The organism is Stenotrophomonas sp. YJH_SMC_40, from assembly GCF_059368615.1.
Window position 1 is genome coordinate 52,592 of sequence record NZ_JCAFRX010000003.1, and the last position, 25,458, is coordinate 78,049.

The window sequence follows — 25,458 nt, forward strand, 5'->3', positions numbered from 1 at the left end:
TATCGCGATCTGTGGGACCCAGAGTGAGCTGGCGCGGCGTGTGACCGGCAAGCCTGCGACTGGCTACGTCTATCACTGGCGAAAGAACGGTGTGACCGAGGAGGTGGCGATCGCCATCGAGAGGGCGGTCGCCTCGGCGATGGCCGAGAACCAGGATGCCGCAAAGCGGGCCGCTACCCTCGGGGGCAGAGTAACCGCCGACGAGCTGATACCGGACGTGCGCTGGGAGCGTGATGCTGGTGGCACCATCGTCGGCTACTTCAAGCGCGTCAGCGGATCGCTGGGGGTAGCCAGTGCCAGCCCGTGACCCAGCGCTAATCGTCTCCATAGCTCGCTACGGCTGGGTGCGCGGCCACCAGCGCTACCGCCTTTTCCGCATCCGGCAGCAGATCCGCAAGAGCGGGGTGGTGATGATCCTCCTGGCGATGATTGCCGCTCTTGCGCTGGGAGTGCACGGGCGCCCACAGGATCGCAACAACCCCGCCTGCCCCGGTGCGAGCGTCAAAGGATCGGATGGTTTGAAAGCGCATGCGCTGAGGGAACGTGATGATCTCTGGCATGGCAGCAATGTTGATCGACGCACTGATCAGCGCGGAACGATGAAATGCCCGGTGTTTCAGGGGGAGCGCTATGACCTGTCTTCGCTCTGATCTTCATTGGCGGGATGCCTTGAATAATGCAGTTTCGTGCGCGCCGGGTGGAGTGCAAGACGCTGCTGCCCACATCAGCAAGCGCCGTGGAAAATCCATTTCCACGGAGACACTACGGAAGAAGCTGCGTGGAATAGAGGGTGAGTCCGTCTCCATGGAGATGGCCGAGATCCTAACCGAGTACCTGCAGCGATTCGTAGGAACCCAGGCAATGGCTACTGACTGGGTCTGCTCACTGGCCGGTCAGTTCGGCCTGATGGTCGACTATGTACCCGCACCACCTATGGGTGGTTGGCCGGACGAGTTGGCAGCTATCCAGGCGAAGCTGCTGGAACTGCACAAGCTGACGGGGCAATTGGCAGGCGCAGGTATCGATGCGCTCGCGGATCGGCGCCTGACTGTCCCCGAAGCTGATCGTATCCAAGACCTCTCCCGGGAAGTCCGCACCCTCTGCTTCCGACTGGAGCGGAATGCATGCCGCGCTGCCGGCCTGCAAGGAACTGAGGACTGACGTGGCAATTCACCACGCCCCTCGGTCCAAGTATCGACGGCGTGGCCGAGCCAGTGCTTCTGCGTGGCGAGCGATGGAGTTGGCGGCACTGGCCTTGACTGACGCGGTGCCGGGGTTAGTGGGAGATGAAGCATTGGCAGAGCGCGAGCGAATCCGCCAAGAAACCGAACGCAGAGATAGCGCCCAGCGCCAGCTTGATGAAGGAGGTATCCGTTGGGTGTAAACCGATGTCTGCACCAGGCCCTGCTGATCGCACGTCAGCCGCGTACAGAATGGCGCACACAGATCGATCAGATTGCAGAAGCCTGTCAAGCGCCCGGCGTTTGCACTGGTGGCGTGGGATGCCGGCAGCGAATTGCCGAGTACCTGCGGGTGCAGTGGTGGATGATCGAGCGCCGCGAATCCAAAGGCGGGGTGCGACGCTGATGGCAAACAGTCAGGTAGACACCGATGCAATCCGCCAATCCGCAGACATCGCCGATGTTATCGGACGTTACGTCAAGCTCAGGCCGGCCGGCCGGGGGGAGTACAGCGGGCTATGTCCCTTCCACGATGAGTCGTCGGCGAGCTTTACCGTCAACGAAGTCAAAGGCTTCTATCACTGCTTCGGCTGTGGCGCGCACGGTGATGTGATCGGCTTCCTGGTGAAGCACCTACAGGTCGGATTTCTTGATGCATGCGCGCAGCTCAGCGGCGGTCAGTTGGGTACTGCATCTGAGCGAGAGAAGCTTCCAAGCCGAGAGTCGCTTCGGGTCAAGTGGGTGCCCATCCTGCCAGTGCCAGATGATGCGCCCGCGTTGCTGACCGACAGCGGCTGGACAGTACCGATCTGGAACGCCAAGCGCGACAAGCTGCGCAGGATGAAACCGGCCCGGGTGTTCCCGTACCGAAATGCAGAAGGGCAGATCCTTGGGTACGTGCTTCGCTGCGAGTTCATCGACCGTGAGAGCCGCAAACTCAAGAAGTGGACGCCCCAAGTGACCTGGTGCGTCGGTCCGGATGGGCAGAAACAATGGTGCCTTGAGAGCTTCCCTGGCGCGCGGCCTCTGTATGGGCTGGATGCACTGGCTGCGAAACCCGATGCGCCCGTTCTGATTCCAGAGGGAGAGAAGTGTCGGGACGTAGGCGCGCGCGCCTTCCCCGGATATGCGGCAATCACCTGGTCGGGCGGCGGCAAGGCCGTCACGAAAGCGGACTGGTCGCCGCTGGCAGGGCGGGACTGCGTGCTCTGGCCCGACGCCGACCTCCCGGGCCGGCAGGCAATGCTGGGGTGGAGCAACGACGCCCAACAGTTCAAGCCGGGCGTCGCCCAGCTGCTCAAGCGTGCAGGTGCCAGATCCATCCGGTTTGTGGATGTGACGGGCCAGCCTGATGGCTGGGACATTGCCGATGCGCTTGAGCGCGATGGATGGTCGCCTCGCCAGCTTGCAGCCTGGGCGGCAAACCGCGTGGTTGAAATCGACGTGGTGGCCGCCAATGGCGCATGACAGGAGGCTGGAGGAACGGTTGCTGCACTCCAACGCGAAGCTCGCTAGCGCATATCGAATCGCAGCGCAGACCGCACTGGACAACCCATACGAGCACTCCCCGCGCTTGCGCCGGGAGCGGGCAAGAGAATACCTGCGCCTAGCGCGGGGCTACGAAAAGGCAATGCGTAAATGACCGTGGGGACAAGGCGCAGGATGACGGTGATCGATGGTGGCGGTGCGCCACCGCCAGGCGATGGCGGGGTAGATCCGAATGCCTGGAAGTCGAACCTGACGCGCAATCGCGATGGGAACGTGGAAGGCACGCTGCACAACCTGATCCTGATCATGGAAAACGATGATCGGCTGAAGGGGCTGTGGTGGCTCAACGACTCCAGCAACCAGGTCAAGCTGCACCGGGACCCACCGTGGACTGGCGGCAGCAGGGATGAGTTCATCGACTCGGACGCCTACGAACTGGCGGCTTGGCTGCAGCACCCGGATCGCTACTGGATGAAGTGCAGCGATGACCTGGTGCTGAAGGCCGTCATCGCTGTCGCGCGCCGGCACCGCCGTCACCCGATCAAAGACTACCTCGGTGCCCTGGAATGGGATGGTGTACCCCGCGTTGAGCGGATGCTCGTTGAGCTGTTCGGGGCAGCGGACAATGCCTACAGCCTGCGCGCAGCGCAGTGCTTCATGGTAAGTGCCGTGGCTCGCATCCTGTGGGTGGACGCCAAGCAGCCCAGCGTGGGCGCACAGGTTGACTTCATGCTGGTCCTGGAAGGTGAGCAGGGTAAGCGGAAGTCCAGCGCCCTGCGCGCGATCTTCGGCAGCGAATGGTTTGTCGAGACCAGCGAATCCCCAAGTGGAAAGGACTTCTACCAGGTCATCCAAGGGGCTTGGGGCGTCGAGATCGGCGAGATGGACTCGTTCTCGAAGGCTGACGTGACCAGCGTAAAGACGGCTATCACCAGGCGAGTGGACAAGTTCCGCGCTCCCTACGAGCGCGTGCCTCGATCCTACCGCCGCGAATGCGTGTTCGCGGGCACCACGAACGAGCATCAGTATCTACGCGACCCAACCGGTGGGCGGCGCTTCCTCCCCGTGCGAACTGACGGCGACGTGCAGATCGCCCAGATCGCGACGTTGCGCGACCAGCTGTGGGCCGAGGCAGTGGCCATGTTCGACGCTGGGTTCGAGTGGTGGGAGCTGCCAGCGGACGCGAAGCAAGAGCAGGCCAGCAGGTACGTGGGCGACAGCTGGGAGGGGCGAGTCGAGCAGTGGCTCGACCTTCGGATGGAGCCGAGCAAGTACCCAACGCGACTGGCAATGGCGTCGCAGATTGACTGGGCTACCACGGACAACCTCCTCACGTACGCCATCGGCTTGGACCCAGGCAAGCACGGCAAGCCCGAGCAGATGCGGGTCGCCTCGATCATGAAGACGCTGGGCTGGGAGCAGCAGCGCAGGCGTTGGCCGGATGACGGCAGTCGGGAGCCTCGGTGGTTCAGGCCTGGCCTCGCCATCGATGATTGGCTGGCAACCGTACAGCGGTCAAGGCGGGAGGCGTCCAGTGGACCTGACTTCTGACCAGACCTCTCCAGCTTCGTCCACACCCGTCCGAACCACTGACCAGACCTGCCGCCTACTGCGACAGCGCTGTCCTGACCGTCCACACCATTTCTCGCGCGCGTACATGTACCAACACACCGCCCCAGTTCTCAACTACTCAAATCAAAGAAATAGGTATGGACGGTATGGACAGTGTGGACAGATTAGTAACGGCGCGGGTTCCGGGCGTCCAGACCTTGCCTTGATGGTTGGGACGGTGCGGACGGCTGGCATGTTCCACGCGAATCATCATGCGGTTGGTCGGCCGGGAGGGACAGGGGGGGGAAGGCAGGCCGATGGGTCCTCCCCGGCCTCAGATTCCACGGGTATTCGGTCGCGCAATTTCTCGCTAGTCATGAAGCATTTCCAAGGGGGTTGTAGTGGTTTCTGATCTGAGCAGCCCGATGAAACAGGGCGCGTTTGGGGATCTGGTGGGCATTTCCCAGCAGGCGGTCAGCGACCTGGTGCGTCGTGGCATCCTCGCTGACGGTGCTGCAGGTGATGAGTGGTTGCTTGCCTACTGCGATCACCTGCGCGAGGTTGCTGCTGGCCGGGGCGGGGAGGCAGGCAAGGATCTGACTGCCGAGCGTGCCCGGCTGGCGCGAGAGCAGGCTGACCGCTTGGCAATGCAGAACGCCGTGACCCGGGGCGAGCTGGCGCCGGCACATCTCATGGAACAGGTATTGTCGAAAGTCGGCGCGCGAGCGGGTCGCATCCTTGAGACGATCCCGGGCACGCTGCGGCGCCGGCTTCCACAGCTGAAGGCGGCGGATGTCGAGGTCGTGGCTCAGATTGTCGCCAAGGCACGAAACCTTGCCGCGTCGATGCGCCTGGCCGACGTTGACGCTGACGATGACACCGATGAAGGCGCGTCCACGGCGGTGCCGGTTGATGCCGAGGACCAATGCGAATGACGCTTCTTCGTGGAATCGATGCAAGCCAGCTGCAGGCCGTGGAGCGCCATCTGCAGCGCGGGCTCGCGTCCTGGGCGGTGCAGGAGCCGATCACGCTGGAAGCCTGGGCCCGGGAACACTTCTACCTTTCTGCCGAATCGAGCTACGTCGAGCAGAAGTGGACCCCGTGGCCGTTCCAGCGCGGGATGATGGCAGTGATCAGTAACGACGACGTGGCCGAGGTCTCGGTGAAGAAGTCGGCGCGTGTTGGATACACCAAGATCCTGCTCGCCTTCCTTGGCTACAACGCAGAGCACCGACGTAGGAACCAATGCATCTGGCAGCCGACCGACGACGACTCCGATGACTTCGTCAAGTCGGAGCTAGAGCCCATGCTGCGTGACGTGGAGTGCATGCGGGCCGTGTTCCCGGCCTATCTCGCCCGCCACAAGGACAATACGCTGCAGCAGAAGAAGTTCATCGGATCGCTGCTGCGCGTGCGCGGCGGTAAGGCCGCGAAGAACTATCGTCGCATCTCCGTGGACGTAGCGTTGCTCGATGAGCTTGATGCTTTCGACAACGACATCGAGAAGGAGGGCGCGCCGGACTCACTGGCGGCCAAGCGTCTGGAAGGTGCGACCTTTCCCAAACTTGTGGCTGGCAGCACCCCGAAGCTCAAGGGCTTCAGCCTGGTGGACACTCGCTACTCGCAGGCGGACGAACGATTCACCTACCAGGTGCGTTGCCCCCAGTGTGATGACTTCCATGCGCTGACCTGGGGTGGGAAGGACGAATCGCACGGGTTCAAGTTCGAACGTGACGCCGATGGCGACGTTGTCCACGTCTACCACCTCTGCCCGCACTGCACCTACCCCATGACGCAAGGCGAGTACCTGCAGGCCGCAGAACTGGGTGAATGGGTGAACTCGCGCGGTGACCTCTGGCTCCGCCCAGATGGTCGCTTCACGACTCCGGATGACCAGGTCGTCCCGGCGCCGCGTCATGTGGCACTTCACATCTGGACCGCTTACAGCCCGGCGGTCGCGTGGCAGCAGATTGTCCGCGAGTTCCTGGAGGCGTTCACAAAGCACCAGGAAGGCGACGACAGCAAGTTGAAGGCGTGGACCAATACAACTCTCGGTGAGACTTGGGAAGGTGAGGTCGAGCGGACGGATGCAGATGAGCTGGTCAACAGGGCGGAGCCGTTCCCCCTGAAGATTATGCCTCGCGACTGCTTGTTGCTCCTGTGTGGCATGGACACGCAGGACAACAGACTTGAGGCCGGCATCTGGGGTGTTGGCAGAGGCGGTCAGATGTGGACTATCGATCACCGGGTGTTCTTTGGTAACCCAGCACAAATGGAGGTGTGGTCCGAGGCGGAGGCATTCCTGCGTGAACAGGAGTACACCCACGTCAGTGGCCGGGCCCAGCGAATCTATGCGACCGCCATCGATTCGGGTGGTCACCATGCCGATGCGGTGTATGCCTTCGCGCACAGGCTGAAGGCACTCCGCGTGCATGCCGTCAAGGGCGCCAGCGGGCAGGAGCGGTCTATCGAGAACGGAAACAGCCGCGTGAGCTACCGGTTCAACGGTCGTATCGAGAAGCATGGCCCCGTGCTGTGGCACGTAGGTACCAATCTAGCCAAGGACCGTTTCCAGGCGCGGTTGGATGTTGCTGTGCCGGGGCCTGGCTACGTCCACCTGTCGGACCAGCTCTCGCCCGAATGGTTCAAGCAGTTGGCGGGCGAGATCCGCGCCACGCGGCGGATGAAGGGTGGGTCCGAATCCAGGTGGACCGCGACGCGGAAGCGAATCGAGGTCAAGGACTGCCTGACGTACGAAATATGGCTGGAAGAGCGCCTCGACCTGTGGGGACCCAAGAAAGCGAAGTGGTGGGATCAGTTGGAGGAACAAGTGCAGCCCGAGAACGATCTGTTCAGTCTTCCGGCCGTAACAGCACTGTCGGCGGATGGCGCTGCCGCTGCAGCGCCGGCTTCGCACGTGCCTGCTGTCGAGAAGAAGCCCACGCCGAGGACTGTGCAGGTAGCACGCGATTCCCGTGAAACGTCGCGCGATGGTTTCGGGTCGAGCGGTTGGAGCAGCCGCCTATGAGCAATTCTCGTGACATTGACGCTGCGGAACACCTGCGTCGCCTGGTAGTTCGGGGCATTGTCGAGCAGACAGGCTTGAACGAGGAACACGCGATGCCCTACGCCACGGCGGTAATGACGGTTCTGCAGACCGAGTACGGTGGCGAGCGCCTGCACATCCCCAAACCAGCTGGGCAGGACAAGCTCTGCTCGCGCGTGGAGGTGATCCGCGCCGAGCTGGCTGAAGGGCAGGACTGGCGATTGGTCTGCCGCCGGCACGGCGTATCGAGAGCGGCACTGTATCGAATGTTCCCGGGTGGATTGCCCAAGCCATCCCGAGCTGGATGAATTTGCCAGCGACCGTCTCAACCTCTGGCAAAGATTGAGACGGTCGCTTCGTAAGTGACTGATTTGATATGGGACGAAATCGAGATCGTCTCATGCGGCTGGTAACGGTTGAGACGGCCCAGTCTCCAAACTGTTCCCATGCCAACACCCGCCCAAACCATGCTGGAAATGTACCTGGCCGCAGAGGCTGCGGTGCTGCAGGGGCAATCGTTCCGTATGGGGGAGCGGCAGTTGAACCGCGCCGACCTAGCTGAGATTCGCGCCGGCCGGCGCGAATGGGAAGCCAAGGTGAACATGCAGGCAAGGGGCGGTAGCCGCGTGTCCGTGTCTCTTGCTGATTTCAGGGAGCGCGAGTGAACCGCCTTGACCGCGCTATCGCCGCTGTGGCCCCCGGCTGGGGGGCGAAGCGCGCCATGGCGCGTGCACGCATCGCGGCCTACAGCAGTGCGTACGACGGCGCCACGCCTAGCCGCCTGCGAGAGGCTGCGCGCGAGTTTGGATCAGGCAACACGGCGGTTGCCAGCGGCGCGACCCGAATCCGGACCCAGGCGCGGCACCTCGACCGGAACCACGACATCGTGGTGAACGGCTTCAACCAGATGGTGCAGAACGTGATCGGGCGGGATGGCATCGGCATCGAGCCGCAGCCGCGCGACGTGAACGGGAACATCGTGGAATCCCTGGTTGATCAGATCACCCCCCTGTTGCGGGACTTCTGGAAGCGCCCGGAGGTGACCTGGTGCCATGACTTTGGCGCGGCACAGCGCCTGATGACCCGGACCCTATTCCGCGACGGGGAATGCCTGTACCAAGACCTGATCGGTCCGGTGCCGTATCTCGACCACGGCACCGTTGTCCCCTACAGCATCGAGATGATGGAGCCCGATCTTCTGCCGATGGATTTGAACGATCCCGGCCGGAACATCATGCAGGGCGTCGAGCGGAATGCATGGAACCGCCCCATTGCGTATCACCTGTACAAGCAGCACCCCGGCGACCCCAATGCAGTGATGCCCGAAGTAAAGCGCGTGAGCGCTGACTTCGTTCACCACGCCAAGATGGTTGATCGTATCGGCCAAGTGCGCGGCGTGAGCCTGCTGGCGTCGGTCCTTACCCGCCTGGATGACCTCAAGGACTATGAGGAATCCGAACGCGTGGCCGCCAAGATCGCGGCCAGCATGGCTGCCTTCATCATCAAGGGTGATCCCCAGAGCTACGGCGAGAACGAGACGGTTCCGGAACGCAGGAGCATGCGGTTCCAGCCCGGCATGGTGTTCGATGACCTGGTGAAGGGCGAGAGCGTTGGCACCGTCGACACCAACCGCCCCAACCCCAACTTGGAGAGCTACCGCAACGGACAGTTGCGTGCTGTGGCCGGTGGCATGCGGGTTTCGTTCTCGTCGCTGTCGAAAAACTACAACGGTACCTATTCGGCTCAGCGGCAGGAGTTGGTGGAGCAGTATGGCGCGTACGGTGTTCTGGCCTATGAAGTGATCTCGCAGATTGTCCGGCCGATCTACGAGCGCTTCATTCAGGCTGCGATTGCCTCCGGCGAGCTGGTCGTTCCGCGCGGTGTCTCGATGACCACGGTGACCGACGCGATGTACATGCCGCCGGTGATGCCGTGGATCAACCCGGTCCATGAGGCGACCGGCCTGCGCATGATGATCCGCGCCGGCATCCGCTCGCTCACCTCGGTCATCAGCGAACGTGGCGGGCGCATGTACGACACGCTGGAAGAAATACGCAATGAGCGTAAGTGGGCGCGCGAACTGGGAATCACGCTGGACAGCGATCCGGGTCAGGTAAGCGACGCGGGAGTTACGCAGGCCCGACCTGAAGGCACCACTGTGCCGAACACATTCGAGGATACTCAATGAATACTCTGTCTCTGGGCGCGACCTCTCGCCTGGCTCATGCAGTGCTCGCCGCAACTTTCGCGTTCGATTCAAACGACATCGAGGCGCTGCAGCCGGAGGCAAAGGGCAAATCGGTCCTCGCGCTGAACACCACCACCGGGGGTGAGGCCGAGCTGCTGATCTACGGCCCAATCGGCGACTACTTCTGGGGTGAGGGCGTCACTGCGGCCAGCGTGGTCGAGCAGCTGGCCGGGACGACAGCGAGCGTGATCAACGTGCGGATCAACTCCGACGGCGGCGTCGTCACCGACGGGTTGGCCATCTACAACGCATTGAAGCAACACCCGGCCACGATCAACGTCACCGTGGATGGGGTTGCTGCCAGCATCGCCAGCCTGATTGCCATGGCCGGTAGCACCCGTCGCATGCACGAGAACACCATGCTGATGCTGCATGGCCCGCAGGGCGGTGGCTGGGGTTTTGCTGGCGACCTGCGTGAGCGAGCGGATCAGATCGATGTGTATGGACGCCAGATGCTGGTGTCCTACTCGGGGCGCGCCAAGAACCCGGCCGACATTGAGGCGATGCTGACCGATCGCAGGGATCACTGGTTGACCGCGTCCGAGGCGCTGGCGCTGGGCCTGGTCAGCGAAGTAATTCCCGACGTGCAGCCCGAGCCTGCGGACTCCGTCGCGGCAGCAGCGCTGCTGTCCTATGTGAGCGCGATCTCCGGGACCGAGGGCGCAGTGCACGCCCTGCTGCGCAAGCACATCCAGGCAACCACCACCGCTTCAGCCTTCGCCTCGCTCCGCGAGGTTCACCAGCGGGCCGTTGTGGCCCACCTTGAGGAAACCAGCATGAAACAGCAGTGCCAACTGATCATGGCGCAGGCGGGCACCGCTCCGGCTGCATCGACCCCCGCAGCCCCGGCATCGCCCGCACCCGCCACTCCGGTACCGCCGGTCGCAGCCGCTCCTGTCGCGGCCGCGACCTTGGCGCCGGCTGCAACGGTCGAGCAGGTGATTGCGGCAATCTCGGCCCGCAACGCAGCCATTCGTACAGTCTTCGCCGGATTCCGTGAGGTCAGCGGCGTCCAGGCTCTGGAGGCGGAGTGCCTGGCTGATGCTGCGATCACCGAAGACGTGGCGCGCGGCAAGCTGCTGGCGAAGCTGGCGGCGAGCGGACAGCCGCTGGCCGGCGGCTTCAGCATCACGGATGTAGTACCGGAGGAGGACAATCAGCGTCGCGCCCAGGTCAACGCGCTTCTGGCTCGTGCCGGCGTGCTGACCGGCGCGGACGCCGAATCCGCCCGCAATGGTAATCCCTACGCGCACACCACCCTGCTGGCGCTCGCCGAGCGCTCCCTGATCCAGGCCGGCGTGAACACCCGTGGCATGGACCGTGAGCAGATCGCACGCGGTGTTCTGGCAGTGCAGACCACCAGCGACTTCCCGGTCCTGCTGGAGAACGTGCTGCACCGCGTTCTGGTCGGGGCATACAACCTGCAGCAGTTCACCTGGACCCGATTCTGCGCAACCGGCACGCTGTCCGACTACCGTCCGCACAGCCGCTACCACCTTTCTTCGTTCTCCGACCTGAAGCCGGTCAATGAAGCGGGCGAGTACGAGAACGGCGTGCTGGGCGATGGCGAGGTCGAGACCATCAAGGGCGCCCGTAAGGGACGCATTCTGCAGATCACCCCGGAAGTGCTGGTGAATGACGACCTGGGTGCGTTCGTGCGCATCACCACGGCGCTGGGCCAGGCCGCAGGCCGCACGATCGAAAAGGACGTCTACGACGTGCTCAAGCAGAACAGCGGTCTGGGGCCGGTCATGAAGGACGGCCACACGCTGTTCCATGCGGAGCACGGCAACATCGCTCCCGGTGCCGCCGTGTCGGTCGACGCCTTCGACGCGATGCGCCAACTGATGGCACTACAGATGGACCCGGGTGGCAACGACTACCTCGATATCTCGCTGTCGCGTTTCCTGGGCACGGTCGCCATGCACGGCCGCGCGAATCTGGTGAACAACAGCGAGTACGACCCGGACGTGACCGGTAAGTTCCAGGTGAACAACACCTCGCGCGCCACCTTCAGCGACATCATCACCTCTCCGCGCCTGGGTACCGGCAAGGGCTGGTACGGATTCGCCGACCCGAATGTGGAGCCGGTGATCGAAGTCGCCTTCCTCAATGGCGTGCAGACGCCGGTCCTGGAGCAGGAAACCAACTTCCGCACCGACGGCCTCAGCTGGAAGGTCGTCCACAAGTATGGCGTGGGCGCGGTGGGCTGGCGCGGCGCAGCCTACAACCCGGGCGAGTAGCCAACTATCCGGCTGCGGCTTTCCTGTCGCAGCCGTTGTCTCCCCCCCCCTCCATTCATGCAAGACGCCAACTGAGGACCATCGTCATGGCGAAGAACTACAAATTCCCGGGAGCGGTGATTGACATCGTCGCCGCGTCCGCTCTGGTCAGCGGGCAGGCATCCATCGTCGGCCAGCTGTTGGCCGTCGCGCTGGTGGACATCCCCGCTGGCACCAAGGGCAGCGCCCAGATCGAAGGCGTGTTCGAACTGCCGAAGCTTCCCAGCGCCACCATTTCTGCAGGTGCCGGTCTGACCTGGGATTCCCAGGGCGGGCAGGTGATTGTCACCGGCGCCGATGCAGGCGACCTGGAGCACTGCGCGGTCGCCATCGCAGCCGCTGGCGCTGGTAGTGCGACCGTGCTCGCAAAGCTGACGCCGGGCTCCGGCTCGTTGAAGTCGGCGTAAGTCTTGGCCGGCATCGCTCACATGTGCCTGGGTGGCGTGAGCGGTGCCGGTTCTTCCACAGCGGCAACGGGGAATCGCATGGGCACCACCAGCACGCCGCGCGGCGTACGCAACAACAATCCTGGCAACATCGACCGTACTAGCACGCCCTGGCAGGGCGAGGATCGTTCTGTCGCCGCTATCGCCCGCGAGCAGCGCTTCTGCGTGTTCCTGACCCCGCAGGCAGGGTTTCGCGCTTTGGGGAAGACCCTTCTCACCTACCAGCGCAAGCACGGCCTGCGCACGGTGAAGGAGATCATCGGCCGCTGGGCGCCGCCAGTGGAGAACAACACGTCGGCTTACGTCCAGGAAGTTGCCAAGGCGGTCGGGGTAAGCCCGAGCGAGATCATCAGGCTGGACAACGCCGTGACGTTGGAAAGGCTGGCTACCGCGATCGCCAAACACGAGAACGGCGGACTGTTCTGGCGACGCGAGGTGATCGCGGCCGGCGTCGCTGAGGCGCTCTCGTAATGGTCGGGGGCGAGGTTAATGCGCACGCACCTTGGTGGGCCGCTGGCAGTGTAGTGGCCCTCTGGCTCTTGCGAGAGACCTGGACGGTGCTGCTCTCGCGCCGGAAGGAGCGTACAGAGACTGACGCCAACGTTGAACTTCTGAACGGGCTTGTCCGCCGTGTGGACTCGCTGGAGAGCTCCCTCACCGCAACCACAGAGAAGCTCATGGAAGAGATCAAGCTGCGCATGGCGGCTCAGGAGGAGGCGCACAGGCTGCGTCTGCGCATTATGTCTTTGGAAGCGGCGATGCGAAGCGTGGGTGCGATTATCCCCCCCGAAAGTCCGGTGGTGTCGGCATGATCCGCGCCCTCATCATCGCCGTCCTTCTGCTGCTGGGCGTCGTCGTCTGGCAGCGTGGCTCGGTGTCCATCGCTCACCGGGCGGCCGACAAAGCTGTGTCGAGCCGTGACGCCATGAAGAGGGAGCGAGACGCTGCCCGAGCTGAGGCCGATGCCGTCAACGAAACCCTGAAGGTCGAGCGTGGCAGTGCCGTCGCCGCAAACAACCTGGCGTCCAAGTACGAAAAGGAAAAGAACGATGCACAGAAGGCATCTGATCGCCTCATCGCTGATCTTCGCGCTGGCAACCAGCGCCTGCACCAGCGTTGGCAAGCGTCCGTCGCAACTGCAGAACTGTCCGCGACCGCCGCTGCCGGCAGCCAGCTTGATGGTCGAACCGTCGACCGAATTGAGAGTGCGGGCAGAGCTATTGGCGCCGCAGCCCAGTGCGACGCACAGGTGAGAGCGCTGCAGGCATATGCGCTGCTCTGCTCGGGAGGTTCAAAGTGAGCGAAGCCGAGTTCCTGCGGGATCTGGATGCTTCCCTGCACGCAGCATTCGCCGTCGCTGGTATGGCGTCGGTCGGCACGCATACGGCGAAGAAGGGCGGTGCGGTGACCACAAACGTGCGCGTCTACATCGACCGTGACGTTGAGACCATCGGAGAGCTTCGTCAGTTCGTTGCCGGTCGGGTCGAGATCGCTTACCTGCGTGCTGACGTTGAACCAGAGCAGGGCGACCGCCTGGAAGTTGGAGTGGCAGGGAGCGGCCTCGGCGTGGAAGTGTTCGTGAACAGTAAGAAGCTCAGCGACGACGGCTCCCGCAGCCGGTGGCTGGTGAACCGTGGTTGACCTGGCCGAGCCTTTGTCCTGGCAGTTGGTGGAGTTCCTGCGCGGTCGCGTGGAGCTGATCCAGAAAAGTTCTGGCTTCCGCACCGACATCGGCACCGGTCAGATCGTCGTTGACGACAGCGAAGTTGATGAAGACTTCGAGGGCCCGGCCACATTGATCTCTGTCAGGCAACTGTCCCGTAGTGGTGGGGGAAGCGCGCAGGTTACCTCGGATGCAGCGATCACCATCGAGTTCGAGGTCCCGCGTACCAGCAACCTCGCGAATCCGCGGCTGCTTGTGCACCGTGCCAGGCACGACTTGATCCGCGCGCTCACGTTCAACGTGAAGACGCTGCCCAAGGGCATTACCAGTTTCGATCTGCTTGAAACCCAGATGGCATCCCTGGAAGACGACGCAGGGCATTCCGCCGTCGTCGCTCAGATCACCGCGCGGGCTGGTCTGACCGAGACCTTTGAGCCCGTCCCCAACCCGTAGGAGAAGCACCACCATGGCACAGCCCAAGGTCCGTAAATTCGCAGGCGATCTGCGCTTCTGGGAGCACGGCGCGAACGGCGCCAGGATTCCCGTCATCCCCGAGCCCACTGACAAGTTCGGCAATCAGCCCCTGGAGCAGTCGTCGTTGACGTTCAGCTACGAAGCTGGCGACTCGGTGGAGATCAAGAGCAAGCGCCGTGATGCGCGCTATCAGCAGATCATCCACAAGGATTCCAACCCCGGCGTCACCAGCGTTTCGATCACCGCGTTGGAAGTGCCGCCGGCCATCCTGGCCCGCATGTTGTACGGCACGTTGGTGGCCACCCAGGTTGCGGCCGGCACCGCCACCGACGTTTCCGTGACCGTGGGTAGCGTGGACACGCCGGTGAAGCTGCCGCACAACTTCCTTCTGGCCGACACCGAGCCGACTTTCAAGAAGGGGGCCATCGACCTGGTCAAGGGCACCGATTACACCCTCGATCCGGCGCACGGCCTGCTGATTCCGAAGTTCGGCGGCCAGTTGCAAGCGGGCGATACCGTTGTGGCGAACTACAAGTACGACGCGTACCTGGAAACCGCCATCAGCGGCGGCACCACGCCGAGCAAATCCTTCCAGATCCTGGGCGACATGCAGGACCGCATCAGCGGTGACGAGGGCCTGCTGACCATCCCGAACGTCGACCTGACCGTGGACGGTGACGTGGACTGGTTCAGTGATGAGCCCATCCAGGTGACCCTGACCGGCCCGGTGATCTTCCAGGCCGGTGAGAGCGACCTGTACACCTTCAAGATCGCGGCGCAGGTAGCCGGCTGATCGCCGGGTTGACTCCAGCATGAGGAGGGCGCCAGCACGGCGCCCTCCCGATTCGAACCAGGAAGGGTGCCATGGCGTCCAATCGCAACAACAACCTGCTCAAGTTTTTCGTCAGCGGGCGCCGTGCGAAGGGCCTCCATGGCTTGACCAATCTTGCTGGCGACGTTCTCAACCGCTACGACCTGTCAGTGCAAAGGGCCTTCATCGGTCTGCAGCGACGGGCAGGCCCTGCGACCACGCAAGAGGTGCGGGGGTCCTACAACATCCGCGCGGCCGCGCTGAGGGGGAAGTACCGCGTGGAGACCGGTGAGCGCGGCTACTCAACGGGCAAGCGCGGCAGGGACGACTTCCTTTCGATCTGGGCGAGCACCCGGCAAATCTCACTTCTCGAGTTCGGTGGCCGTTGGGCTGGCAGGCGATCGGTCGGCGCAACGGCCAGCATCGGTCTCGGCGAGACCAGAACTTATGACGGAGCGTTCATCGCCACAATCAAGGGCCGAAGGGCCATTCGAGTGCGACGTTGGGACCGCGCGACCCAGAAGCGGGCGGGGCGAGGCCCTGTTCGAATTCTTCGGGGCCCAAGCCCCTTCGAGATGCTCTCAGGCGCTGACGGCAACAGCCGGGCTCTCGCAGCGCGCCGCCGCTTGATCGAACGTTTTCACACCACGTACCTGACTGAGTTGCGCCGCCAGTGGCGCGTTAATGGAAAGAGCAATGGCTGACCGGCTGGAAGAAGCAATCAGGGTTGTCATTGAAACCCAGGGGCGCGAAGGTGTGGATGACCTGCGCTCGGCATTTGGCGAGCTGGGTGATGTCTCGGTCGAGACGGCGGGAAAGACTTCTAAGCTGCTCGATTCCCTGACGGGCTTGACCTCGGCGGCGGCAAAGGCCGACGCATTTGAGGCGATGCTGGACCAGTTGGGCGAGCTGGAGCGGGAGTTCAACGCCAACCAGCGGGCAGCGCTTGAGCTGAGCCTCAGCATCGGTGAGATGGAGAAGCCGTCGCGCGAGGTGTTGGCGTCGCAGCGCGATCTGCGCAAGGAGGGGGAGCGCCTGAAGAGGGCGCTGAACGAGCAGTGGGCCGAAGTTAGCAAGGCAGATTCGGAGTTGGCGGCGCTGGGGGTCAGCACAGCCGACCTGGCCGGCAGCCAGCAGCGCCTGCGGTCTGAGGCAGCGCGGACCACTGCGGCGCTGAGCGCGCAGGCAAAGGCAGTCAGCGATGAGGCGACCGCCAACCGCCGTCGCACGCAGCAACTCGCGGAAGGCGACGCCGCGATGCGCAAGCAAGCGGAGACGACCCGCGCAGCGCAGAGGGCCCTGGCGGAGTACCGTGAGCGTGCTGACGATGCTGCTGCTGGGAGCGCGAACCTGGCCGGGGCAACTGAAGGCGCGGCAGGCTGGCTGGGTAAGCTGAAGGGCCTTGCCGCCGGCGCGATCGCGTTCGTCGGCTTGAACCGAGTGGTTGACGGCATCAAGTCGATCATCAAGGAAGGAAGTGACGCGGAGCAGGAGGTCAACCAGCTCGATGCCGCCATCCAGGCGGCTGGCCGTAGCAGTGAGTTCACTGCTGAGAAGCTGCTGCAGCTGGGTAAGCAACTGCAGACCGGCCTTTTCGATGGAGGGCAGGTTAACAGCGCGATGGTGCGCATGTTGTCCTATACCAACATCGTCGGCGATCAGTTCCCCGCCGCGATGCAGATCACCATTGACCAGGCCCAACGTCTTGGCTTGTCGCTGGAGTCGTCGGCGGAGATCGTAGGCAAGGCACTGCAGACGCCATCGAAGGCGATGGAGAGTCTTAGCAAGCAAGGCTTCACCCTGTCCGACAGCCAGAAGGAGTTGATCAAGAACCTCGAGGCAACCGGTCGCGTTGCAGAGGCGCAGACCATCATCCTCGACCTTCTCACCGAGTCCTACGGTGGCGCAGCGGCGGCAGCCAAGGTCGGAACGATCGCGGGTCTCTGGAAGGAGGCCACCGATCGCTTCAAGGACTGGAAGCAGGAAGTCGCGGACCAGGGCGTGCTTGCCTACTTCAAGGATCAGCTGACGACGCTTCTGGCGACACTGGATCGTCTGGCGCAGGATGGGAGCCTTACCCGCTGGGCCAAGCAGACCTCGCATGCCATTATCGGGATGGCGGAGGCGGTCAAGGGGGCTACGCGATGGGTGGCTGACCATGCGCGTGTAATTGGCCTCATGGCTGCGGCCTACGCCCAGTTCAAGGTCGTAGGCGCGCTGCTTCAGCTGAACGCGTGGAGGGCGGCGTTGCTTGCGACCACGCGCGCGCAGCTGGCAAACAACGCTGCAGTTGCCGCCGGCAGTTCTGGCATCGGGCGCTTTGGACTGTTGCTCAGGGGCCTACCGAAGGCGGTTCCGATCGCGGTATCGGTGCTGGGGCTGGAGGCCGCGATGGGTGGCCTTGGCGTGCTCAAGACTGTTGCTCAGGACATCTGGAAGCAGCACGATCCCGCCCTGAAGCGAGCCGGCGAGGCGCAGCGTGCGTACATCAGCCAGGTTCGGGACTCCGCCTTGGAGCTTCGCCGCCAGGCCGTCTCGTTCATTGAGTACCGCGACGTGGTGGTTAAGACCACTGAGGAAGTCGCTCGAATGGGGCAGGCTGAGCGGGAAGCCTATGCACAGCGCTTGGCTGGGCTTGAGCAGTACCTGACAGCCCAAGAGGGATTCCTGCTGATGCAGCAAAAGGCGGGCGTTGCTACGGCCGCTCAACTGCAGGAACTTGGCCTTGTGACGCAGCAGCTGCTGGCCGTGTCTACGGGGTACGCAGGACTCTCCAGGGCGGTGAACATCGCTGCGGATGCCATGAAGAGTGGTATCGGGGGCGCGGCACAGCTGGTGGTCGAACAGCTTCAGGGCGTGCAGAGCAATGCGCGCCTGGCCACCGATTCGATCAGCAAGATGATGGCGGGGCTCAATTTTGCTGATACGGGTAGCTTGGCCGCCGTTGGCACGGCGCTTGGCTATGTAGCGTCGCAGGGCGCGGCTGCGGAGCGCAATGTTCGGGATGGGCTTCTGGAATCGCTGCGGAGGCTCTCGGGCGAGGAGTTGGCAAGGTTTCAGGCTGCATCCCAGGCGGCATTTGAGGCGCTGCCTCAAAGTGCTGCCAATGCAGCCGCAGTCCTGCAGACGACGTTGCTTGCCGCGATGGAGAAGCTGGGCGTCTCCGCGTCCAGGTTGGGTGTGCAGTTCACCGGAGCCGGCCGGGACGCGATCGCCGCGTTCGGTGCCGTAACCGAGAGCGCTGTTGCCACCGGCGTTCAGATCGAAGAGGCGTTCAAGGCAGCTCTTGGGAAGGTCGCTACGCTGGACGAGGCGAGGGCCTTGGGCGCCTTGCTCGAAGCAGCGGGAACGCAGGGCAAAATCGGGTTCGACGCGGCGGCGCGTTCTGCAGCGGCACTCAACGCCCGAATTCGTGACATCCAGGCATCGGTGAACCCTCTGGCCGATGAGTTCGCCCGCCTCGGCATCCAGTCGCAAGAATCCCTGAACAATGCCCGTGATTCTGCGAAGGCAGCGTTTGAGGCGATCCAACGGGGCGCTTCGCAGGGCAAGGCCAGCATTGAGGATGTCCGCCGAGCATTCGAGGCCTATGCGAGCACTGCTCGCGCAGCGGTGGCCGATAGTGATAGCTGGCGCCGGGGCCAGGTGGAGTCACAGCTCGAGGTGCAGGGGAAGATCCTTCAGACCGGGCAGCACCTGAAGGAGATGGGCGGAAGCGGAAAATCTGCAATGCAGCAGGTTCAGGCCGGCGCGCAGGAAGGTAAGCAGGCCGTGGGGCAGTTGGCGCAGGAAACGTCCCAAGCCGGCAATCAGATGGAAAACCTCGGCAATCGAGCGGAGAAGTCTGGACAGCAGATGGGCAGTGCTGGAAAGGCGGCCCAGAGCATGGCGTTCAGCATCGGCGAGGTTTCCGATGCAGCGCTCAAGGCGATGCGCAACCTGAGTGGTCCGAATCCGCTTCAACAGTTCGCGAATGCCCTAAATAGGGTCACCGCCCAGCGCAAGCAGCTGGCGGAGTACAAGAAGGAGCTTCAGGGATTGGCGGAGACCGAGGACGAGTTTGCCTCCTCCGCCAAGAGCCGATTGGAGTATCAGTACGACTTCCTCGGCAAGCAGGAGGTTGCCGAGGTCGCGGCGCTGGAAGCTCAGGTGCAAAGAAAGCGCGCCGAGCAGGATCGTGCGGCCGCCGATGCGATGAAGGAGCGGCGCAGGGCCGTTCAGGCCGAGGCAGATGCTCAGGCGAAGCTCGATGCGGGGCGGATACAGGCAGGCGCCGACAAGGAACAAGTGCTGATCATCGACTGGAAAGTGCCCAGCAAAGAAGTGGTGGCCGGGGCGACCGCCCAAGAGCTCCAGCAGGCCCAGAGGATCGCGAACCTGGTGACGCCGATGGTGCTGACTGCTGTCCAGAAAAGCCGCTCGGTTTCGGTCAGGGGGGCGTCGCTGATGACCCGCATTCTGCTCGCCGGGATCGAGCTGCCGGCCGATCTCCAGTGGACCGATGAGTTCACAGCATGGAGGGTGGGGCAGCAGGTTCGAAACAGCCTCAATGGGGCAATGATCGTGCAGGAGTCCGCGCGGCAGGCCGGTCGCCCCATCACGCTGCAGACATCCCGCGACGGCACTGCGTACGTCGGCGTGGTCGCCTTGCCCATCGTCCGCGCTCTTCAGGCCAGTGAGAGCGAGGCGCGCCTGTCGCCTCTGGAGTTGGTCATGCCTGCCCATAACGGCGGCGATCGCACCTTCCAGGTTCGGTGGCGTCGTGTCGATGGCCCAGCTATCGAGGTCGAGCCCACTCGGTTCGCCGTTCCCGCGCTGGATTCTGACCTTTTCACAATCACACTTCGCCTCATGACGGTGTAATCAATGCCCATTTCCGCAACCGACATTAAGCTCCGCCAGTCGCAGCGCCTCACAGACAATCCGGATGGTGGTGGCCGGATGATCCAGGCAGAGGTTCAGGACGGCGCCATGAACAATCTTTTCCCGGACATCGGCGATGAAGAGCGGACGACTGGCCGCGCCACGCTGCGCAAGATGTTCGTGCACGTGGACACTTCGAACGTTGATGTGCTGAAGGATGCTATCGGCGTCCTCATTGAGCCGCCGTCTGACCCGAAGGTGACGGTGAGCATGTTCGCAACGGGGTCCTACAGTGATGTGCGCCTGGACGCCAAGAACAGGGTCGAGAGCTACATCACCCGTGGAACCGAGTCGCGATTCATTCTGATGGGGAACCACTTCATCGGCCAGATGACGCTGTTGGTGTACACGACCGCAGATGCGCCAAGCCCTGACATCAATGACAACCTGTCGCTGTTGACGCCTGCCAGCTCGGGGCATGATGAGGGCGAGCAGTACGTGCGGGTGAAGTCGGTGCTCTCGCGCACGACCCGAACCTTCACGGACGATCAGGGTGCTTTCGAGCGGGACGTTCTGGTCATTGAGCTGGTGAATGCCCTGCTGCGGAATTTCTACGGCCAGGAAGTCGTCCGTTACACCGCGAGCAAGCCGGCCACCCGCGTCTACGAGACGAACGTGGTGGATGCCAACAGCTATCACAGCGTGAAGCGCCTTACTGCTGCCGGCAAGCCTGGCGATCTCTCCGTGCTGGTGGATACGCCGTACGTTCCAATCGTACCCACGTCTACCGCTGAAACCCCGGTGAGCGACGTGCTTGCCGGTCTGGGCATGATGAGTTTCGTTCCTTCAGGCGCGGCTGGAAGCCTGGCGCTCAACTTCGCGTCCAGCTTCCAGGCAGGCGTACCGGTCACCCGCTACCTGGGCACAGGAATGGCCGTCGGCAGCGTGAAGGTCGTTGCCGGGAGCGTGGAGCTGACCGATGATGGTTCCGGATCGTTGACCTCGGTGGCCGTCACGCCCTGGGGTGGAACGGTCGACTATCAGGCGGGCGTGATCTCCGTCACCCATGCTTCTGGCGCGAGCGCTACCTCTATCAGTGTCACGGCAACCCCGGCCGGCGCGATCCCCATGCAGGGCTTTACCGATGAGATCGCGGTGACTCAGAACAACCAGGGCATGGTGTGGCTGATCCAAGCCACGCCATTGCCCGCACCTGGAACGGTGATCGTCGACTACCGGGCACTCGGTCGCTGGATACGCCTGACCGACAATGGTCGCGGGCAGCTTGTTGGCAAGCCGGGGCAGGGTAGTGGCACGGTCAATTACTCGACTGGGTCCATCGTGCTCACTGCCGGTGCGTTGCCCGATCTGAAAAGCAGCATCATTGCCGCGTGGGGTACGCCTGTGATCGCTGAATCCCGTGTCGGGGATGCGGCCATCCAGCCGCCGGCATTGCACTTCGTTCTGGGCGAGGGCTCGGCTGTCCCGGGCACCGTCAGCATGACCCTGCGGATCGGTGGTGCAGACGTCGCGGTCACCGACAATGGGGTGGGCGGCATGCTGATCGGCGGTCAGGTGCGCGGGTCAATCGCGTACTCGACGGGTGAGGTATCGCTGCGGCCTGGCACCCTGCCGGATGCCGACAGTCGCCTGGCAATTACCTACGATTGGGGGCAGCCGCTACATGCTGCTCCGCAGCCGGTACCGGACGCGTCAGGCATCGTCTCCTTCACCTTGCCGCAGGGGCCGGTGCGCGCCGGCTCCGTTCTTCTCGATTGGTTGGTCAGCGTTACCCGTGATCGGGACGACCTGACCTCTGCTCCTCAGCCGATGCGCGTTGTTGCCAAGGACGATGGGAACGGCAACATCGTCGCCGTGTCAGTGGGCGACACCGCATCCACGACTGTGCTCGGGTCCGTGAACTACAGCACCGGCGCGGTGTCTGTGCAGGCCGGAAAGTTCATGGTGCGTCAGGTCTCCTATCCGCAGTACGAGAACAGGTCCGGGCGGCTCAGAGTTGTAGGGTACGGCCGACTGGACGTGCTTTCACAGTTCTCGGCAGGGACGATCATGTCGGCGGCGTGGCTGCTTGCAGGGGACAGTTCGCAGCAGGCGCAGGAATCGTTGCCGCTGCCCGCCATGCAGCTGCAGCTGACACCGACTATCAGCGATAGCGTTGTGCCCGGCAGCGTTCGCTTTGGTTTCCGTGGTAGGACCTACATCGACCGGAGCGGTGGGCTGTACCACAGCATCGACCCGCAGACTGGTGCCGGTGTGTACGCCGGCACTGTGGATTACACGTCGGGGATCGTGAACCTCACTCAGTGGCAGCCAGGTGGCGGCAACACCGTACAGGTGCTCTCGCTGCTGACCCGGATCGCCGATCCGGGCGTGGCGTTCTCTTTCTTCCGCGCGCCAGGCTCACCGCTTCGTCCGGGTATGTTCACTCTGCGTGCCAACCGACTGGACGGCGAGCTGCTGACTGCGACAGCTGACATCAACGGTGACATCACCAGCGCCCAGATCCGCGGCCACGTGGATTGGGAAAGCGGCGTTGCGAAGGTGAAGTTCGGTCAGCTGGTGCCGGTCGCCGGTAATGAAGGCCAGCCGTGGTTTGATCCCGGCCAAGTGGAAGGCGACCAGGTCTGGCGCCCGGCTCTCGTACTAGCCGGCTCAATCTACATGGGGGCGGTGGTTTACCGGTCCATTCCGCTCTCCGAGGTGGTAATCGGCCTGTCGTCGGTCCGCTTGCCCAGTGATGGACGTGTGCCGGCATTCAAGCCCGGCCAAACGGTGCTGATTCATCACACCGCCAAGCACAGCGTCACGTCGCCGCAGGCGGGCCAGGTCGTGTCTTTCGGACGCACGCGAATCGCCGGTGTCGAGGTCAGGGACTCCAAGGGGGCTCCGGTCGACAGTGCTTGGTATGCAGTGGATCCCGCGTTGGGTCGGCTGACCTTCAGCGACCCTCTGAATTTGTCCGCCTATACCCTGCCCATCGTGATCAGTGAGCGTGTCGAGGACCGCCGGCTGGTGGTCCAGCCTCAGATCACAGGGGAGATCGAAATCAACAGTGGGCTTACGCATGATTTCCCCGCCGGGGAGGCCATGATCAGCGCGGCCCTGCGTCTTGGCGAGGCCAACGGGTCGCTCGACCTGCAGGCACGCACGGTTAACCTGTTCGACCAGGCGGCATGGACCGGTGTTTGGAGCGACCTTCTCATCGGCAGCGCCGCTCCCGGAACTTTCAACGACACCGACTATCCACTGGTGGTCACCAACGCCGATGCCATTACCGAGCGGTGGGCCATCCGCTTCAACAGCTCAACGACGTTTGAGGTGATGGGGGAGACGGTCGGCACCATCACGACAGGGGCGGTTACTTCCGACTGCGCGCCCATCAATCCACGCACAGGACGTCCCTACTTCACCATTCCGCGCTCAGGTTGGGGCTCCGGGTGGTCGACCAACAATGTGGTTCGCTTCAACACGGTCGGCGGCTTGGCGCCGATCTGGATGGTGCGGACCACACTCCCTGGTACGCCTGAAAGCGTCGTGGATTCGACTCGCTTCCAGGTCATTGGCAACGTCGCAGGAGTTCAAGCATGAGTCTCGTTCCAACCGTTTATCGAAGCACCGATATGGGTGCCCCTCTGCTTTCCGGTGTGCCCGGCGCAATGCTTGCGCTGCTGGATGCCATCTTGGTCGATGGCTACGGCACCGGCGCCGGACGAAAGGATGGGCTCGGCTGGACAAAGGAGTTCGGGGCCGTCAACGTGCGTGTCTACCGCAACTCGCCTGTCTCGGGCACGGGCTACTACTTGAGGGTGGATGACACGGCTGCAAAGTCATGCTTGCTCCGTGGGTACTCGTCCATGAGCGACGTTAATACTGGCGAGGATGCCACGCCTTCGCTGGCGCTCAAGGCAAGCGGGTCGATGTGGGAGAAGGCGAACTCTGCCAGTAGTGCGATCCGTCATTGGATCGCGATCGGCACTGAGCGGTTCTTCTATCTCTTTGTCGATACGGCTGGCTACTACGGAACCCAGGGCATGGCTGGTGCGCACGGCCACTACGCCGGCGATATCGCATCGATGAAACCAGGCGACAGGCACCACTTTGTTGTGTCGTATAAGGGGAGCGACTCCGAGGGGAGCAGTTCGGTTGGATATGCGTTCAAAGCTCGCTCCTGGAATGACTTCGGCAATGCGGATACCCAGACGGCGGCCTTCATTGGTCGTTCTATGTCGGGCATGCCAGGGTCGGTTCGTTCGTTTGTCTCTGCTGCAGCCATAACTGCAAACGTGGCACTGGGTAACCAGTCCAACTATCCGTCTTATCCATACATCGGGAATGGAGGACTTCTCTACTCGACCGTGGATATCCTGGAGAACAACATGCAGCCGCGTGGATTTCTGCCGGGCATCTACGCTCCTATCCACCGCAGGCCATTCCCAGAATTGACCGTCGTGACCGACGTGGATGGACTGCCGGTCGGCACTCAGCTCCTAGCCAAGTGCGTAACGGTGGACAACATGAACGGGTTCAATGAAACCTATTCTGGACAGATTCTGATCGACATCACGAACGCGTGGGGGTGATGGTGGCGATTCCTGCTGCTAGATATGGTGCGAGGTCGGCGCGTGTCTCCTGGAGTGTTCCACGTGCAGCGATGCGTTTCGGGGCTCGGAGCTCAGCCGGCCAACTGTGGGCGGGCCCCGGCTACTTGGCCGGTGAGGCCCCCAAGACGAGCGACCCCGCTGAGCCGGATGGGCGGCTACGCATTCTGAACCAGCCTGCGCAGGGCCGCATCATGGTCTTTGAGCGGGGCGGCGGTGTCTGCGTGGCTTCGACAATGAGTCGCCCTGACGGAACGTGGAGAGTAGATCGTCTTCATCCGGCATTCCGTTTCACGGTGGTCGGATTCGATGACCTCGGTCGGCAGAATGCTGCAATCCAGGATTGGATTGCGCCGGCGGCGCGCGAGTAGCGAATGGACCAGCTGGGCAACAGGGTAGTACTGAACTTGGGCCCGCCCGCTGCGGCGGGCGGTGCCCTGGTCGGCTTGAATCTTGGCGTCGACTGGTGGACGGAGGAGCCGCCTGAACCGGAGCGCGCCTACCTTCGGACGAGTTCCTCGCTCTCATGGTCGGTAGCTCGCCCGCACACAGCCATGATTCTGGTTGGTTGGGGAGGCGCGGGTAGTGCATCGATTGTGACCTCTTCCGGTTGGCGTGGCGCGCCGCGCCTGCAGGGGAGAGCCACAGCCATGGGGTGGGGTCTTACTCCATTGCTGAGCCGTGGAGGCACCCTGCGGTGGCTGACTTCGCAGGGCATTCTTCGGAGGTCAAATGCCCAGCCGTGGCGGTCCATGGACTTCGAGAGCGTGTCGCTACTGTCCCGAT

Annotated in this window: 22 protein-coding genes; all 22 read left to right on the forward strand. The window is 63.2% G+C overall.

The window, feature by feature from the left end; all coding sequences use genetic code 11:
* The first annotated feature begins 40 nt into the window (after positions 1 to 40).
* The 22 genes from AC5P6X_RS05950 (at position 41) to AC5P6X_RS06055 (ending at position 24,654) form a co-directional block, all read left to right on the forward strand.
* Positions 41 to 307 (forward strand): hypothetical protein, encoded by a 267-nt coding sequence (locus AC5P6X_RS05950; RefSeq protein WP_143565972.1) that lies wholly within the window; start codon positions 41 to 43, stop codon positions 305 to 307.
* Positions 294 to 650, forward strand: a complete 357-nt coding sequence (locus tag AC5P6X_RS05955; RefSeq protein WP_242912741.1) for a hypothetical protein — start codon at positions 294 to 296, stop codon at positions 648 to 650. The genes AC5P6X_RS05950 and AC5P6X_RS05955 overlap by 14 nt, the downstream gene beginning before the upstream one ends.
* A gap of 211 nt (positions 651 to 861) precedes the next feature.
* Positions 862 to 1,161: a hypothetical protein gene (locus tag AC5P6X_RS05960; protein ID WP_279702402.1), complete on the forward strand. Its 300-nt coding sequence runs from the start codon at positions 862 to 864 to the stop codon at positions 1,159 to 1,161.
* 425 nt (positions 1,162 to 1,586) lie between these two features.
* A complete protein-coding gene (locus AC5P6X_RS05965) occupies positions 1,587 to 2,648 on the forward strand; it encodes a CHC2 zinc finger domain-containing protein (protein ID WP_495215355.1) in 1,062 nt (353 codons plus the stop codon).
* 171 nt (positions 2,649 to 2,819) lie between these two features.
* Positions 2,820 to 4,220, forward strand: coding sequence for a virulence-associated E family protein (locus tag AC5P6X_RS05970; RefSeq protein WP_495215356.1), 1,401 nt, complete (start codon positions 2,820 to 2,822; stop codon positions 4,218 to 4,220).
* Between the two features lie 401 nt (positions 4,221 to 4,621).
* Complete coding sequence (locus AC5P6X_RS05975) at positions 4,622 to 5,155, forward strand: terminase small subunit (protein WP_099524823.1); 534 nt, start codon at positions 4,622 to 4,624, stop codon at positions 5,153 to 5,155.
* On the forward strand, positions 5,152 to 7,248 hold the full coding sequence (locus AC5P6X_RS05980) for a phage terminase large subunit family protein (protein WP_495215357.1): 2,097 nt from the start codon (positions 5,152 to 5,154) through the stop codon (positions 7,246 to 7,248). The genes AC5P6X_RS05975 and AC5P6X_RS05980 overlap by 4 nt, the downstream gene beginning before the upstream one ends.
* Entirely contained in the window at positions 7,245 to 7,574 is a 330-nt protein-coding gene (locus tag AC5P6X_RS05985; RefSeq protein ID WP_099470263.1) for a helix-turn-helix domain-containing protein, read from the forward strand. Before AC5P6X_RS05980 ends, AC5P6X_RS05985 begins: the two co-directional genes overlap by 4 nt.
* A 138-nt stretch (positions 7,575 to 7,712) precedes the next feature.
* Positions 7,713 to 7,931 (forward strand): DUF6148 family protein, encoded by a 219-nt coding sequence (locus AC5P6X_RS05990; protein WP_099524829.1) that lies wholly within the window; start codon positions 7,713 to 7,715, stop codon positions 7,929 to 7,931.
* Positions 7,928 to 9,454, forward strand: coding sequence for a phage portal protein (locus tag AC5P6X_RS05995; RefSeq protein WP_143600432.1), 1,527 nt, complete (start codon positions 7,928 to 7,930; stop codon positions 9,452 to 9,454). Before AC5P6X_RS05990 ends, AC5P6X_RS05995 begins: the two co-directional genes overlap by 4 nt.
* Complete coding sequence (locus AC5P6X_RS06000; protein ID WP_099470266.1) at positions 9,451 to 11,757, forward strand: ClpP-like prohead protease/major capsid protein fusion protein; 2,307 nt, start codon at positions 9,451 to 9,453, stop codon at positions 11,755 to 11,757. The genes AC5P6X_RS05995 and AC5P6X_RS06000 overlap by 4 nt, the downstream gene beginning before the upstream one ends.
* An 86-nt stretch (positions 11,758 to 11,843) precedes the next feature.
* Positions 11,844 to 12,203: a DUF2190 family protein gene (locus AC5P6X_RS06005; protein WP_033835715.1), complete on the forward strand. Its 360-nt coding sequence runs from the start codon at positions 11,844 to 11,846 to the stop codon at positions 12,201 to 12,203.
* Positions 12,204 to 12,281: 78 nt separating this feature from the next.
* Positions 12,282 to 12,713, forward strand: a complete 432-nt coding sequence (locus tag AC5P6X_RS06010; RefSeq protein ID WP_099524837.1) for a structural protein P5 — start codon at positions 12,282 to 12,284, stop codon at positions 12,711 to 12,713.
* 206 nt (positions 12,714 to 12,919) lie between these two features.
* Positions 12,920 to 13,054: a hypothetical protein gene (locus tag AC5P6X_RS06015; protein WP_258008217.1), complete on the forward strand. Its 135-nt coding sequence runs from the start codon at positions 12,920 to 12,922 to the stop codon at positions 13,052 to 13,054.
* Positions 13,051 to 13,542, forward strand: a complete 492-nt coding sequence (locus AC5P6X_RS06020; protein WP_495215358.1) for a lysis system spanin subunit — start codon at positions 13,051 to 13,053, stop codon at positions 13,540 to 13,542. The genes AC5P6X_RS06015 and AC5P6X_RS06020 overlap by 4 nt, the downstream gene beginning before the upstream one ends.
* On the forward strand, positions 13,539 to 13,883 hold the full coding sequence (locus AC5P6X_RS06025; RefSeq protein WP_495215359.1) for a head-tail joining protein: 345 nt from the start codon (positions 13,539 to 13,541) through the stop codon (positions 13,881 to 13,883). The genes AC5P6X_RS06020 and AC5P6X_RS06025 overlap by 4 nt, the downstream gene beginning before the upstream one ends.
* A complete protein-coding gene (locus AC5P6X_RS06030) occupies positions 13,876 to 14,358 on the forward strand; it encodes a hypothetical protein (protein WP_495215360.1) in 483 nt (160 codons plus the stop codon). The genes AC5P6X_RS06025 and AC5P6X_RS06030 overlap by 8 nt, the downstream gene beginning before the upstream one ends.
* 13 nt (positions 14,359 to 14,371) lie before the next feature.
* Positions 14,372 to 15,172, forward strand: coding sequence for a phage tail tube protein (locus AC5P6X_RS06035; RefSeq protein ID WP_099524839.1), 801 nt, complete (start codon positions 14,372 to 14,374; stop codon positions 15,170 to 15,172).
* 71 nt (positions 15,173 to 15,243) lie between these two features.
* The gene (locus AC5P6X_RS06040) at positions 15,244 to 15,894 is read left to right on the forward strand and encodes a hypothetical protein (protein ID WP_495215361.1); all 651 of its coding nucleotides are present in this window, start codon (positions 15,244 to 15,246) and stop codon (positions 15,892 to 15,894) included.
* Positions 15,887 to 20,053, forward strand: coding sequence for a Laminin subunit alpha-2 (locus AC5P6X_RS06045; protein WP_495215362.1), 4,167 nt, complete (start codon positions 15,887 to 15,889; stop codon positions 20,051 to 20,053). The genes AC5P6X_RS06040 and AC5P6X_RS06045 overlap by 8 nt, the downstream gene beginning before the upstream one ends.
* A 3-nt stretch (positions 20,054 to 20,056) precedes the next feature.
* Positions 20,057 to 23,662 carry a hypothetical protein gene (locus AC5P6X_RS06050; protein WP_495215363.1) on the forward strand — a complete coding sequence of 1,202 codons (3,606 nt, stop codon included), beginning with the start codon at positions 20,057 to 20,059 and terminating at the stop codon, positions 23,660 to 23,662.
* Complete coding sequence (locus tag AC5P6X_RS06055) at positions 23,659 to 24,654, forward strand: hypothetical protein (RefSeq protein WP_495215364.1); 996 nt, start codon at positions 23,659 to 23,661, stop codon at positions 24,652 to 24,654. Before AC5P6X_RS06050 ends, AC5P6X_RS06055 begins: the two co-directional genes overlap by 4 nt.
* Positions 24,655 to 25,458 lie beyond the last annotated feature (804 nt).

Coding starts and splice junctions, on each gene's coding strand:
- AC5P6X_RS06055 (WP_495215364.1), top strand. CDS start 23,659: ATGAGTCTCGTTCCAACCGTTTATCGAAGCACCGATATGGGTGCCCCT.
- AC5P6X_RS06005 (WP_033835715.1), top strand. CDS start 11,844: ATGGCGAAGAACTACAAATTCCCGGGAGCGGTGATTGACATCGTCGCC.
- AC5P6X_RS06000 (WP_099470266.1), top strand. CDS start 9,451: ATGAATACTCTGTCTCTGGGCGCGACCTCTCGCCTGGCTCATGCAGTG.
- AC5P6X_RS05970 (WP_495215356.1), top strand. CDS start 2,820: ATGACCGTGGGGACAAGGCGCAGGATGACGGTGATCGATGGTGGCGGT.
- AC5P6X_RS05990 (WP_099524829.1), top strand. CDS start 7,713: ATGCCAACACCCGCCCAAACCATGCTGGAAATGTACCTGGCCGCAGAG.
- AC5P6X_RS06040 (WP_495215361.1), top strand. CDS start 15,244: ATGGCGTCCAATCGCAACAACAACCTGCTCAAGTTTTTCGTCAGCGGG.
- AC5P6X_RS05985 (WP_099470263.1), top strand. CDS start 7,245: ATGAGCAATTCTCGTGACATTGACGCTGCGGAACACCTGCGTCGCCTG.
- AC5P6X_RS06010 (WP_099524837.1), top strand. CDS start 12,282: ATGGGCACCACCAGCACGCCGCGCGGCGTACGCAACAACAATCCTGGC.
- AC5P6X_RS06045 (WP_495215362.1), top strand. CDS start 15,887: ATGGCTGACCGGCTGGAAGAAGCAATCAGGGTTGTCATTGAAACCCAG.
- AC5P6X_RS06035 (WP_099524839.1), top strand. CDS start 14,372: ATGGCACAGCCCAAGGTCCGTAAATTCGCAGGCGATCTGCGCTTCTGG.
- AC5P6X_RS05980 (WP_495215357.1), top strand. CDS start 5,152: ATGACGCTTCTTCGTGGAATCGATGCAAGCCAGCTGCAGGCCGTGGAG.
- AC5P6X_RS05960 (WP_279702402.1), top strand. CDS start 862: ATGGCTACTGACTGGGTCTGCTCACTGGCCGGTCAGTTCGGCCTGATG.
- AC5P6X_RS06020 (WP_495215358.1), top strand. CDS start 13,051: ATGATCCGCGCCCTCATCATCGCCGTCCTTCTGCTGCTGGGCGTCGTC.
- AC5P6X_RS06015 (WP_258008217.1), top strand. CDS start 12,920: ATGGAAGAGATCAAGCTGCGCATGGCGGCTCAGGAGGAGGCGCACAGG.
- AC5P6X_RS05965 (WP_495215355.1), top strand. CDS start 1,587: ATGGCAAACAGTCAGGTAGACACCGATGCAATCCGCCAATCCGCAGAC.
- AC5P6X_RS06050 (WP_495215363.1), top strand. CDS start 20,057: ATGCCCATTTCCGCAACCGACATTAAGCTCCGCCAGTCGCAGCGCCTC.